Below are 11,985 nucleotides of genomic sequence, written 5' to 3'. Positions count from 1 at the left end.
AGAATAATGATGGGCAATATGTATTGTTCCGTCTTCAACCACAAAATCGGCTCCAGGATGATCCCAAGCTTGATCAGGAAGCCGTTGGCGATGCCGTAGCGGTCGCCGGAGAAAATCAGCTGCCACAGGAAATACACATTGCCTGAGATGGAAGGAGCATAGAAAATGAGCGTCATGAACGCGCGCAACTTCGGGCGCAAATCGTTGATGATCCAGGCGAACAAGAAACAGGCCAAATAGCTGATCGGGCCGGTTATAACCGCGAGGAGAATCGTATTTTTGACCGCTATCAAAAACACATCGTCATTCAGAAACAGGCGGGCATAGTTTTGCCAGCCGATGAACCGCGGAAATTCCAGCATGTTGAAATAGGTAAAACTGATCAGGATCGACATGACGACCGGCAAAACGGTAAACACCCCGAACAAAATCATGTACGGAGCCAGCAACACGTAAGAATGCTTGTGCGCCTTGATTGCCCGTTTTTGCGCGCCCCACCAGGTCGGGGGGCGGATGGCGGCTTTATCGGCTGCCGCTTGGGTGTCTTTTTGCGGAATGCTGATGCCTGGCATATGAACCCCTCCTTTAATCCGGCAAGCCGAATTCCTTGCGCTTGGTTTTAATTTCGTCCTGAATGTACTGCGTATAGTCGAGAATTGCGTCGCGGGGCTCAGCCTTTTTATCCACGACTACTTTATAGAACGCGTTCTGCAAATGTCTCCCGGTAAAATAGCCACCCGGTACCTCCGGAATCCCGCGCACCCAGATAAACTCGGCTTTCAGGTTTTCATAATCGGTTATCGGCCAGGGCAGACTGTCCAGCGCTTTGGTATTCGCCGTCGGGTAACGGGCCGCCGCCCCCATCAGCGCTTCCATCTCGCGTCCGAACGCAATTTGCGTTTCGTCACTCGTCCACCACTTCATAAATTCCCAGGCAGCATCTTTGTCTTTTGCGCTCGCAAGCATCATTACGGCACTGCCTCCGCCCGGCGTGTCCCGCCGAATGGCGCCGTCCGGCTGTTTTGTCCCGGGCATCGGCGCAAAGGCCCACATGCCGCGAATTTCCGGAGCGAACACGGTCAGTTGGTTGTAGAGCGTATAATCGGCGATTCCGATCGGCATTTCGCCGGTCCGAAAGCGATTGGCAAAATCAAATTCCCGTTCCAGTTTGTAATCGGTGTAAAATTCGGTCCATATTTTAAAGGTTTCAACCCCGATGCGCGAATCCAAATCGGATTCCTTGCCGCCATCGCGATAAAACTGCCCGCCGTTTTGCAGCAATAGTGTGGCGTAGACCGGATTGGGCGGAATATTTTGTCCCGGATATGTCGGGATGAACGTGAACGGTAAACCGAACTGCATATGATTTTTGTTCAGCACGGCCAGCAGGTTATGAACGTCATCCCAAGTCTGCGGCACCTGAAGCCCGAGCTCGCTCAAGACATCCTGGCGATAAAACAGCATGTTGAACGTCTGGGTCTCCGGCAATGCATAAATGCCGTTCTCGTATGTGTATGGAACAAGCGCGCTCGGACGAAACCGTTGTGCCACCTCTTGGTAATCGGAAAATTTCGACAGGTTATAAGCGGCATGCCGCATCCCGAAGTTAACGGGAATATCGCTTCCGATCTGCATCGCCACGTCCGGCCCCTGGCCGGCCAATGTCGCAGGCAAGAGCGTGTTCATCTGCACGAGCTTCAAATTGACATTAATTCCGGAATCAGGCGTGAATGATTCGTCGATCAGCGCCTTAAGCGTGTTCGCTTGGTCACGGCCGCTGCCGATCCATACGGAAATCGAGCGCTGATCGTTTTTGTCGGCGACATTGCCGATCTGATTGTAGTCGATGAAAAACGACCAAGCGAAGGTCAACATTTCATGTTTAAGCCCGGCCAGAAAGCCGGAACCGGCGGGCGGGAATTTTTGGTTCGGCGCAGCCACATAGATTTCGTCGATTTGCAGCGGCATTTCCAACGTCCTTTGCAGCCAGGTACCGAGTCCGCCGGTGTTAATCTTGTAGGCGGTAAGCCTGCGCGGAATCGTGTCCGGATCTTTGATCATGTCGTCCAGTTGCACCGCCATCGTCTTCAACAAAGCCTCCGAATCGCTGCTTCCTCCCGACAAGCGATGCAGTTCGTTGCTGATTGCTTTTAGCCGCTCACTTTCCGCCTGAAATGTTTCGATCAGATGAGGCACCAGCTTGTCGACGCGGTAATCCCGGTAAGGGTCGGGCGCTGTGCCGGTAATCATGACAATTTTGCGGTACATGGCGTTTAGCGTGTACAGGCTGTCCTTCACTTCGCGAATGAGCGGGGCGAATCCGCCCAGACTGTTTTCCAGTCTGATCACATTTTTGCCTTTCTGAAGTTTAAAAAGATAAGGCTGATCACCGCCTATCACATCAATGCGGTACCCGCTTTTAAACCGAAACGGAATCCGGTTCGCTTCCTTGAAAGGCACTTCGCCGTTGATCAGCAGCCGACGGGTGGAATAAATGCCGCGGACAAAATTTTGTTTTGCTTTCATCCCGATTTTATACAGCCCGGTTTCCGGCACATCGACTTCCCATTCAATCCAATCGCCCGGCATGCGCCAGTTGTACCCGCCGATCGAATTCACGCGGATCAGTTTGGGACTGTATGGTGTAACGGCGGAACTGGAGCGTTCCGCTTGCGGATAAAGTGTCGGAGAAGATTTCTTTACCGCATCTTCGCCCTGAATCGTAAGCAGCCAATCTTTCGTTTCTTTCAATCCCTCAGCTAGATATTGCTGCAATGTTTCCTTATAAGCAGCCGGTTCTTTGTACGGAACGAGTTTGAGTCGGCGAACCACCATCGGTTCATGCGATGAAACAAAGGACAACGAATGGGTTCCGGCTGTCAAATAAAACCGGAATGGGTCTTCGTAATAGCCGTCGGAATCCTTAAGCAACGTTTCGCGCCATTCCGGCTGCTCGACCTGTTGCGGGCGCAAATCGTTGCCGCGGTTGTCCCGCTTTACTTTCTTCGATGCGTTTACCCAAATGCGGTCGAACTTAAGATGGGCCGCTTCGTTAAACGGCACTTCCCCGTCGAGCAAAAGCGAGCGTTCGATGCTCGCGCTTTTGCCGGCTATCGGATAGTAAAGCGCGGAAAGGTTGTACCATCCCGTCTCCGGTACCTCGACTCGCCATTCAACCAAGCCCTGTTCGCCGGTTTTAAGGGATACGCCGCTATCTCCGGCAAACCCTTCCAGTTTCGCAAATCCGTCGCCCTCTGCTGTATGAAAATCAGCAGCTTCGATAACGATTTCATGCTCGGGAAAGACTGCGTCTTCGTGTTTGGCCAAGTAATCCGCGTAATCTTCGCCATCTTGCTTTTGCATGTAAGGATCGGCGGGAATCGCCGCGGCAGGCGCCATTATCGCGGCAACATCAAAATCTTCGGACGTTCCGGCCGTCCAGTATACCGTAAGCCCTGCTATAATAACGATGCCGATAGCGGAAACCACCAAACGCTTGAGCCGCTTTTTTTGCCGCAAAATTCAGCCCTCCCTATACGGAGAATCGGCCTTTGTACGGCCGATTCTTAAAACTGAAGCGCAACAATTGAAAAACGAAGGGGATGAACCGTCGCAAACGGTGCACCCCTCTTACTTGCCGAGCGTCGGCCGAAAAGATTTACTTCAATTTGGCTAAAGACGAATCCGCAGCTTGTTTATATTTATCAAGTGTTGCCGATACGGATTGGTTATTTTTGATGATATCATCCATGATGGCGTAGAACGGAAAATCCGGGATGCCTTCTTCAAGCGACAGACGTCCGGTTCCATTTATATGATCGAGCGACATCCTGATGTCGGCCTCGTTCTTGAAGCGCGCCTCCAGCCAGTCTTGACCGAGATATTCTTCGGTTGGAGGCAAATCATACATTTCTTCAAAGATTTGATAAACAATTTGCGGGTCCTTTACGCCTTTTGGAATGAAATATCCGTTTTGCGCCGTGTTCGCATATGTGTGCTTGCCGTCGCTGTGAGGCCCAGCCGGATTCGGCACGACGCCGACTTCAAACGTCAGGTCGCCAACGTTCCAATCATAGTTGATGGACATGGCGACGTCGCCGTCTTTGAACGTATTTGTTTCGTTCCAGTCCATTTTGTTGCCGGTCTTGACTTTAACGATGTTTTCAACGTTCCAGATCCGCTTGACGAATTCCAACGCTTCGGCCAAATTCGGGTCGGCAAGGCCGCTTGTCAGGTCGTTTTCATTCACGAAGAGCGCGCCGTTCGTTACGCCGAAATGACGGGCGGCGTCATCCGGCCAACCGGCGAAGCCCCAGGTGTCGATTTTCCCGTCGTTATTGGTATCGCGGGTTGCCTGCTTGGCAACTTCCAGAAATTTATCCCAGTTCCATTGTCCCTGATTATACAAATCCTGCGGATCCGGCAAGCTTAACTTCTTGAACAGGTCGCGGTTATAGTACATCCCGACGACGGAGACGTATGGTGTCGTGAATGAATAATCCTGACCGGCGATTTGCGGCAATTTCACCATATGCTTTTGCTCGTTGTTGACGTCGCTTGTCGCTTTTGTAAATTCACTCATCGGAAGCAAAAGGCCCTGCTTAATCGGCGCGATAGCGCGCTTGAATTCCAAAATGGCAATGTCCGCCATCGGTTCGCCTGCGAGAATGGACGTAGTGAGATTATCCATATTCTGTTCGAACGGAATGTTTACAAATTCGATTTTGCAATTGTATTTTTGTTGAAGTTCGTCAATTTTGGCCAGCAGCGCTTTCTCGCCAGCTGTCTCTCCCTTTGGCAGCCCATCCCACCACATGGCAATTTTGATAGTTCTGCCGTCCAGATCAACCGTCTCAGGTTCTGCGGATGCGGACGGCGAGGGCGTTGCGGTAGGCGCTACTGTCGCGCTTGGACTGTCGCTTGGAGCGCTTTTGCTGCTTCCTCCGCCGCATGCAGTCAAAATGAGCGTCAAGGCAATGAACAAAACTGTAAGCCCTTTCATTTTGGACACGGAAATCCCCCCGTTAAAATTTTGCTTGACTTAAGCATTTTGCCTTAAGAAATTGATGCTGCTTTAACGATAGAAAAATTTTTTTTGCCGACTTAAAAAGCTTCATCACCATCAGTAAACATTTTACTTCCCCCATATAACATATATAACCGTCAATACGAAAAAACGTTAACTAAAATTTTGTTAGATTAAAATCATAATAAGATTATTATTATTTAAATGTTTTGATTCAGTTATGTTTTCGCTTTGGTTTGTTAGGAAGTTGCATCGAGCATAACATCTGTCAATATATCCCGCAAAAAAAAGAGGAAACACGCACTTCTTTAAGCGCATGTTTCCTTATATCGCGATCTGTTCCGGGTTGATGTTCGTTATTGCGTCTGCTTCCCCGCCAAAGGATAGGAGTTCTCATCTTTGATGATGATGTCTCCGTATAACAGTTTCCGCTCATAAGCCGAATCGCGGTTCAAAATTCTCCACAGCATCTGATCGACCGCCCTCATCCCGAGCAATTCCTTGTTTACGTTAACAGTCGCAAGAAGCGGATGTGTATCGCAAGTATTGTCAAAACCGGTGACCGCGCACTGTCCGGGCACATCAATGTTGAGTTTGGACAATTCGTCGATCAGAAATTGCGCATTCGTATCGTTTGCGCAGACGAACACTTCGGGAAGAATTGCAGGTTTCCATTTGAAGAACAGCTTATAGATGTCATCGGCTTCCGGGCCGATCAGCATCGGGTCCTGCTTGAATTCGATCTGATAGTTTTCGAGCGTCATGCGAAATGCCAGCCATCTTTCGTAAAAGCTGGGCGCGTGATCGATGTTGCCGACGAATTGAAACTTGCGGTAGCCTTTGCTGATGAGCTTCGTCACCAACTCTTTCATGCATTTGTAGTTGTCCGCAAACACGGTATCGCAGTTGAACGCCGGATCGGCATGATCGATCATAACGACAGGAATTCTAAGCCGGTTTATATCCAGCAAATTTTGCGTGGAAATGGCGCCGATCGTAATAATGCCCTGAATCGCTTCCGGTTTGAACAATGTGAAAATATCTTTGGAAGGTTCCGTCAGCGTGATGATGTCCAGACCTTTTTGCGCCAACCGCGTAGAGACACCGTCGAACACCGGCCCCCAATATACTGATTCTTTATTCTGATACCGGATATTGGGAAACATCACAACAATCGTTCCGGACCATTTTTGCTTTGTATTATCGTGAAGTTCGCCTTCGAACCATTTCGGCTCGTTTTTCCGGAAATATCCCAGTTGCCCGGCGGCTTTTAAAATCATTTCCCGCGTTTGGGCGCTGACCCCGCTTTTACCGGATAAAGCCCGTGATACTGCAAACTTGGAAACGCCCGTCAAGTCGGCAATTTCCTGAATCGTCACTTTCCCTCGCATCATGACCATCCATTCTGTTAAATCTATATGTTTATCGCAACTTGCCGACCGCTTCCAAGTAATGCTCTGGTACCTGGAAGCGCCCGGTGCGGTCCATGACCTCCATTTGCGCGTATTGGCTAACCAATCAAACACTATCATAACAAATTGTTAGCTATATGCAAATATTAATATTTTATTATCGCAGTTTGTTATGCATTTTTATGGTTCATTTTGTAAAATATTTTTCGACATAATAAATTTTGGCGTATTTTCTATTTGGAAATGTCGGTGACAAGCGAAAAAATTCCCGGTGGGGGAAACGGGCGCGGATTCGTCAGCACTTTATGCCGTTGCTACGGAGGTTCTCGCCAAAGAGGATTTAATGCCGGATTATTGGAGGCCTAACAGTGATGTCGCGATAAACGAGTTACTTCCAAATTCGCTTTACCATTATGTTCTCTGCGCTGTTTTCTACCGCAAATGCATAAACATCAGGATTGGTCAGCCTCCTCCATACTTCATATCCGGGTTCGTTGGTATAATACGCCAATATTAATGCCATTAGATTGCCATGTGTAATTACGGCAATATTTTTCTCAGGCCGCATGATGATTTCCTCAATTAATGTGATTCCGCGGGCCATCGCTTCCCTTGCAGATTCGCCGCCAACAAGTTTCATATCCGGATCTTCAAATGATTCCGCCAATTTGTCCATCCAATTATGAATAATTTCCGAAGTTAAAACCCTCTCCCGCAATCGTTCGTCTGTATGTATGGTTACATTTAGTTTCCCGGCCAGCTTATGTACTGTCATTACAGCTCTGTCGTAAGGGCTTGAAACAATATAATCGATTTTTTTATCATGAAAGAACGAAGCCAATTCCTCCGCCTGCTTTATGCCCTCTTCGGTTAACGGCGCTTGAGGTTCCTGCCCGCTGGCTTTACAATGCCTGATTAGGTAGATTGTCTTCATCGAATCATTTCCTTGGGCCCTGCTGTGCCATTAACATAATTCCGGCTGTCATTAAGATTGAGTCGATGATCCTCATTTTGCCTTGTTTTTCCGCGAAAAAATAACGTAACCGTATCCGCGACGTCAGCTTTTTGCAGCATTAAATTTTCTAATGAGGAAAACTCATCCTGAATGGAAAGATGAAAATCATAAAAAGTATATGTTTCCGGGACTTGAATTCTTCTCCATACGAGAGGCTTCGTTCCTTTTAATGTAATTTTAAACTGGTACACGTTCTTAAATCGCTTCATATTTGTGCTCTCCTATTTATTTCACTGGAATTTTGTCTGCTGAAAAATTCATCTCTTAAGATCGAATAAATCCGTTGATCTGTAAATATCCCGTTAATTTTCAATTGTTTTCTTAATATTCCTTCAAACGAGAGCCCAAGTTTCTCCATTACTCTATATGACTCGACGTTGTTAAAATTACACCTGGCCTCAATCCGGTTTAGTCCCAGCACTTTAAATCCATAATCCAGGATTGGATAAGTTGCCTCTGTAACGATTCCTTGGTTCCAATAACGATCGGAGATCACGTATCCTAACTCGGCTTTTTCATGAATTGGGTCGATTTGAATCAGGCCGATTCGGCCAATTAATCGATTTGATTTTTTGTAAACGATCCCCCAATGATATTCATCCTTGTCTTCATATCGTTGCAAGATCTTATTTATGTAATTTCTCGTATCGTCGTAAGTAATGTGTCTATCCCATGCGGTTTGTGCGGTTACAATGGGGCTGGAAGCAAGCTCATAGTAATCATTAATATCAGCGAGCGATAACCTACGTAATTGTAGTCGTCTCGTTTCAAAGACAGGTGATTCTGAAAATAGCTTATTTACATCCATGAATGATCCCCTTTGTCCGGCATCGCAGTTCTTTCGGAGCTTATCCGATCGTACCATATTATTCCACAATAGAAAACCGGTGCGGATGTGTCCCAGCACAATCAGCCCTTATCGTTCAATCTTTCCTTGCTTTCTTCTCAAAGTTCTTGATCAACTCGTTGGATATTTTGAGCGCTTCCAACCTGTCTTTTGCCGGTGCTGTAATCATATAGCCATTTGACAAGGAAAACCGGTGCTTAAACGGTCCTGGATGATCTTCAGATGCTATTGTTCCATTCGATATAAAATCCAAGTATCTTGATTTCGTATAAACTCTAAAATTCTTTCCTTTGAACTCTTCATAATCATCCCACACAGTGAACGACTCATTTAATATTGAATATCCAATATAACTTTCAAAATCAATTTGTATCACCGGCGAGTTATCATCAATAGTAATTGAATATGATTCTCCTAGGTTCCTATTACCTATCAATAGTGGTTCTGCAATATCACTAGTCTTACCTCTTCTAACGAATAATCTTAGAGTATTAACTGAAGGTTCCATATGACTTGCAAAAAATATGTCTTCTTTGAGATCCATAAGATCCTCATACTTCATAGAATCACCTTCATCTAAGTATGCTTTACACCGGTTTCATATAACTTATTTTCTGCGTATTTCGTTAATACCTTGTTTCCATGTGGGTTTGCGTATTTCGCTAATACTCGCAATTGTATGGTATTTGCGAACTTTGCTCCTCTTTCACTTTAAACTTTCATTTTCCACCCGCCACCTATTCCCTCCCCGTTTCCTTGCCGCTATTCATTATCCTATCCAGCGGGCTTAGGATCCTGCGAATGTCTTTTACACTCACGTGCGTGTAGCGCTGGGTCGTCTGGCTGCATTTGTGTCCGAGAAGTTCCTGCTAGCGCAGATCCACTCCGCCTTCCAGCAGTTGCGTGGCGAATGAGTGGCGCAGCGTGTGGACGCTTGCCTGCTTGGTGATGCCGGCATTTTTCTTCGCCTGCTCGAATACTTTCTGCACGGTGCGCTCCGTCAGATGCCCATCCCGGTCTTGGCCGGGAAACAGCCATTTGTTCGGGCGTTCCGCCTGTTCATACTTCCTAACAATCTCAAATGCCGCATCGGAGAGCATCGTGACCCGATCCTACCTGCCTTTACCTTGCTTGACAACAAGCGTCTTGCGTTCCGGATCGAGATCGTACGGCTTTAACCTCACAGCCTCGCTCACCCGTAAGCCGGAGGAATAAATCAGGAAGAATATTGCCCGATGTTTTAAACTTTGCACCGCGCCAAGCAGTCGAACGACTTCATTTTGCGACAGCACGCTTGGCAGTTTCTGCTCCTTCTTCGGCTGGACGAACGAACCGGTTGGCAAATAACTGCGGCGTACATGCAGCAAATAAAATTTAATGGCGCTGATTGCCTAGCCGACATAGGCATGGGATAGCTTGCGATTAAATAAAAAGTTACTGTAATTCTGCAGCGTTTTCTCGTCGATAGCGGAATGCGCGCCGACATGATGCAGAAACCGGCCGACTTGACTGCAATAAGACTTGATCGTTTTCGTGCTGTATGCACTTAGCTGTAATTGCCGGGTAAGGCATTCCGCTTCCCTCAAGTTCCATTCAGGAGCGAGGCATAAAAACACACCCGAACTTTTCTCTTCTTCGCCGGCAAAATGCTGCAAAGCCGGACATTCCCGCAAAAGTTCACTATCTACAATTCCCTTTTCATCGCGAAATATATTGACAAATAAAGCAATATCGTGTTCGCGATAGGGTATGAGCCAAATTCTTTCCGACTTATCCTATTGCTTCTGCGGAAGTCGTCGTATTTTGTCAAGCAGTCTCTCGTCATAGCACATCTTTAGCGACAGACTCGAATCATTTCGTTTTCGCACAACAATTTGGTTCATATATGCTTTCCTTTCCATAAATTATAAACGACATAGATAAAATTGGAAACAAAAAAAAGACTCGTGAATGTTTCTCAACATCCATCAAGTCTTCCGATACTTTCGGCAAACATATAAACTATCGCATTTATTGTCAGACTATCGCAACATTGCCTATTTGTAAAGAGCTGTAAAAACGAAGTGGGGTTCAGCCCAAAATCTCCGTCGCCTGATCGACAATATCCCTGATAATCTCGGCTGCTCCTTTATCGGCAGTCAGCATGCGCACGCCTTGTCCCGCCCATAATGACATATAGGCGGGATTGTTTTGCCGCGCCGCAGCGTTCCGGATATCCCGCGTTGCCGTATTTTGCGTGGGAAAAGGCAATGGCTCTTCGCCGTTTGCTTCCAACCGGTCCATAAAAGAATTGGCTAGCGCGCGTGCCGGGCGCCCGGAAAATACTTTTGTTATCCGCGAGCTTTCCTCCGTGCTTTTTAGCAGCGCTTCCTGGTAAGCCGGATGCGCGCCCGACTCAAGCGCCGTCAAAAACCGCGTGCCCATCTGCACGCCCTGCGCCCCAAGCGCCAGGCTTGCCGCCAGCCCTCTGCCGTCCATGATTCCGCCTGCGGCGACAACGGGAATGCGCACCCGATCGACAACTTGCGGGACCAGCGCCATCGTGCCGATGTTGGCTCCCATGGGATGCCTGGCCACATCGAACGTCCCGCGGTGTCCGCCGGCTTCGCTGCCTTGCGCCACTACGATATCGACCCCTTTTTTTTCCGCTTCGCACGCTTCTTGCACGGTCGTTACCATCGCAATGACGCGCATCCCCCTCGCTTTCGCCTCGCGCATGGCCGCATCCGGCAAAACGCCAAACGCTGTGCTGATAACCGGCACGTTTTCTGTCAGCAACACTTCAAGTTGCGCCGCCAACCGGTCGGCTGAGCGCAAAGGCGCGCCATCCGCCGCCGCAATGCCCAATTCCCGGCGAAACCCGTTTAAAATTTTCTGCATTCGCGGCGTCCTCTTGTTATCGTCCCGCATCACGGCGGCAAACAAATTGACGGCAAACGGCTTGTCCGTTTTACCGCGAATGTTCCTGATCGCATCCCGCAATGCGTCGGCATCCAAATAGGCGCCGCCCAAAGTGCCCAGCCCTCCGGCATTGCTTACCGCCGCCACCAATTCCGCGGTTGTCGGCCCTCCGGCCATGCCAGCCAGGACAATGGGATAGCGAATTTGCAACAATCGGCATAACGCTGTTTCCAGCTTCGTACGCATCATCAAGCGCCCCCGCGACCATTAATTTTCAAGCAAAATGCCGATTCGTTTCAGCGCTTCGACCGCTTTGTCCAGCTGCTCTTGCGAATCGGCTTCAATCGTATGCAGATGCACCCCGTCCGTCAATCTTGACAACAGCGAGGCGCTCGTTCGTTCCATCTCTTGTAAAAATTCATCCACATCAAAACGGTTTTGCAGCATGAGCGATCCCGTCAAATCTCCATAGACTGGATGCTCGACGATCACATTTACGATCGTTACGCCGTAATCGACCAACGTGTACAACTCAGCCGCCGTTTCCTCCGGCTTGTGGCACACGGCGATGACCTGCCTGATCCGCCGGCCGGCAAAATTCTCCTTGACATACAAATATCCGCGCGAAGTGGCGATAATCGGCTCGCCGGCCGCCTTAAGCAGCGAAATGTCCTGCACGATAACTTGCCGGCTCACGTTCGTTTTCGTCGCCAGCAACTGTCCGGTCATGGGCAGCCCGCTTTGCCGCAACCACCCCAGTATTAAGTCCCGCCGCCGCGCTCCT

11 protein-coding genes and 1 pseudogene are annotated in these 11,985 nt (G+C 48.5%); all 12 read right to left on the bottom strand.

Translation table 11 applies throughout. From position 1 onward, the window contains the following. Positions 1-572, bottom strand: a 572-nt coding sequence (locus VF260_08435; protein HEX7057205.1) for a sugar ABC transporter permease, incomplete at its 3' end; no start/stop codon positions are given. A gap of 13 nt (positions 573-585) precedes the next feature. Continuing rightward, positions 586-3,519, bottom strand: coding sequence for an extracellular solute-binding protein (locus VF260_08430; protein ID HEX7057204.1), 2,934 nt, complete (start codon positions 3,517-3,519; stop codon positions 586-588). Between the two features lie 139 nt (positions 3,520-3,658). Continuing rightward, positions 3,659-5,002, bottom strand: a complete 1,344-nt coding sequence (locus VF260_08425; GenBank protein HEX7057203.1) for an ABC transporter substrate-binding protein — start codon at positions 5,000-5,002, stop codon at positions 3,659-3,661. Positions 5,003-5,382: 380 nt separating this feature from the next. Then, positions 5,383-6,420: a LacI family DNA-binding transcriptional regulator gene (locus VF260_08420; protein ID HEX7057202.1), complete on the bottom strand. Its 1,038-nt coding sequence runs from the start codon at positions 6,418-6,420 to the stop codon at positions 5,383-5,385. A 406-nt stretch (positions 6,421-6,826) separates the two neighbouring features. Further along, positions 6,827-7,372 carry a histidine phosphatase family protein gene (locus VF260_08415; protein ID HEX7057201.1) on the bottom strand — a complete coding sequence of 182 codons (546 nt, stop codon included), beginning with the start codon at positions 7,370-7,372 and terminating at the stop codon, positions 6,827-6,829. Beyond that, positions 7,369-7,662, bottom strand: a complete 294-nt coding sequence (locus VF260_08410) for a hypothetical protein (GenBank protein ID HEX7057200.1) — start codon at positions 7,660-7,662, stop codon at positions 7,369-7,371. The genes VF260_08415 and VF260_08410 overlap by 4 nt, the downstream gene beginning before the upstream one ends. Continuing rightward, a complete protein-coding gene (locus VF260_08405) occupies positions 7,659-8,261 on the bottom strand; it encodes a GNAT family N-acetyltransferase (GenBank protein ID HEX7057199.1) in 603 nt (200 codons plus the stop codon). The genes VF260_08410 and VF260_08405 overlap by 4 nt, the downstream gene beginning before the upstream one ends. 115 nt (positions 8,262-8,376) lie before the next feature. Then, on the bottom strand, positions 8,377-8,862 hold the full coding sequence (locus VF260_08400; protein ID HEX7057198.1) for a hypothetical protein: 486 nt from the start codon (positions 8,860-8,862) through the stop codon (positions 8,377-8,379). Between the two features lie 307 nt (positions 8,863-9,169). After that, a pseudogene (locus VF260_08395) lies at positions 9,170-9,592 on the bottom strand (tyrosine-type recombinase/integrase). A gap of 99 nt (positions 9,593-9,691) precedes the next feature. Then, complete coding sequence (locus VF260_08390) at positions 9,692-9,955, bottom strand: phage integrase N-terminal SAM-like domain-containing protein (protein HEX7057197.1); 264 nt, start codon at positions 9,953-9,955, stop codon at positions 9,692-9,694. Positions 9,956-10,370: 415 nt separating this feature from the next. Beyond that, entirely contained in the window at positions 10,371-11,447 is a 1,077-nt protein-coding gene (locus tag VF260_08385; GenBank protein ID HEX7057196.1) for a nitronate monooxygenase, read from the bottom strand. A 21-nt stretch (positions 11,448-11,468) separates the two neighbouring features. Then, on the bottom strand, positions 11,469-11,985 hold a 517-nt coding region (locus tag VF260_08380; GenBank protein HEX7057195.1), incomplete at its 5' end, for a transcription repressor NadR.

The organism is Bacilli bacterium (assembly GCA_036381315.1).
Lineage (GTDB): Bacteria > Bacillota > Bacilli > Paenibacillales > KCTC-25726 > DASVDB01.
The sequence above is the reverse complement of the archived record's forward strand: the minus strand, read 5'-3'. Positions and strand labels throughout refer to the sequence as shown.

Excerpts from the sequence above, each read along its gene's own strand:
- VF260_08425 (HEX7057203.1), bottom strand. The coding sequence starts at position 5,002 with ATGAAAGGGCTTACAGTTTTGTTCATTGCCTTGACGCTCATTTTGACT.
- VF260_08420 (HEX7057202.1), bottom strand. The coding sequence starts at position 6,420 with ATGATGCGAGGGAAAGTGACGATTCAGGAAATTGCCGACTTGACGGGC.
- VF260_08415 (HEX7057201.1), bottom strand. The coding sequence starts at position 7,372 with ATGAAGACAATCTACCTAATCAGGCATTGTAAAGCCAGCGGGCAGGAA.
- VF260_08410 (HEX7057200.1), bottom strand. The coding sequence starts at position 7,662 with ATGAAGCGATTTAAGAACGTGTACCAGTTTAAAATTACATTAAAAGGA.
- VF260_08405 (HEX7057199.1), bottom strand. The coding sequence starts at position 8,261 with ATGGATGTAAATAAGCTATTTTCAGAATCACCTGTCTTTGAAACGAGA.
- VF260_08400 (HEX7057198.1), bottom strand. The coding sequence starts at position 8,862 with ATGAAGTATGAGGATCTTATGGATCTCAAAGAAGACATATTTTTTGCA.
- VF260_08385 (HEX7057196.1), bottom strand. The coding sequence starts at position 11,447 with ATGCGTACGAAGCTGGAAACAGCGTTATGCCGATTGTTGCAAATTCGC.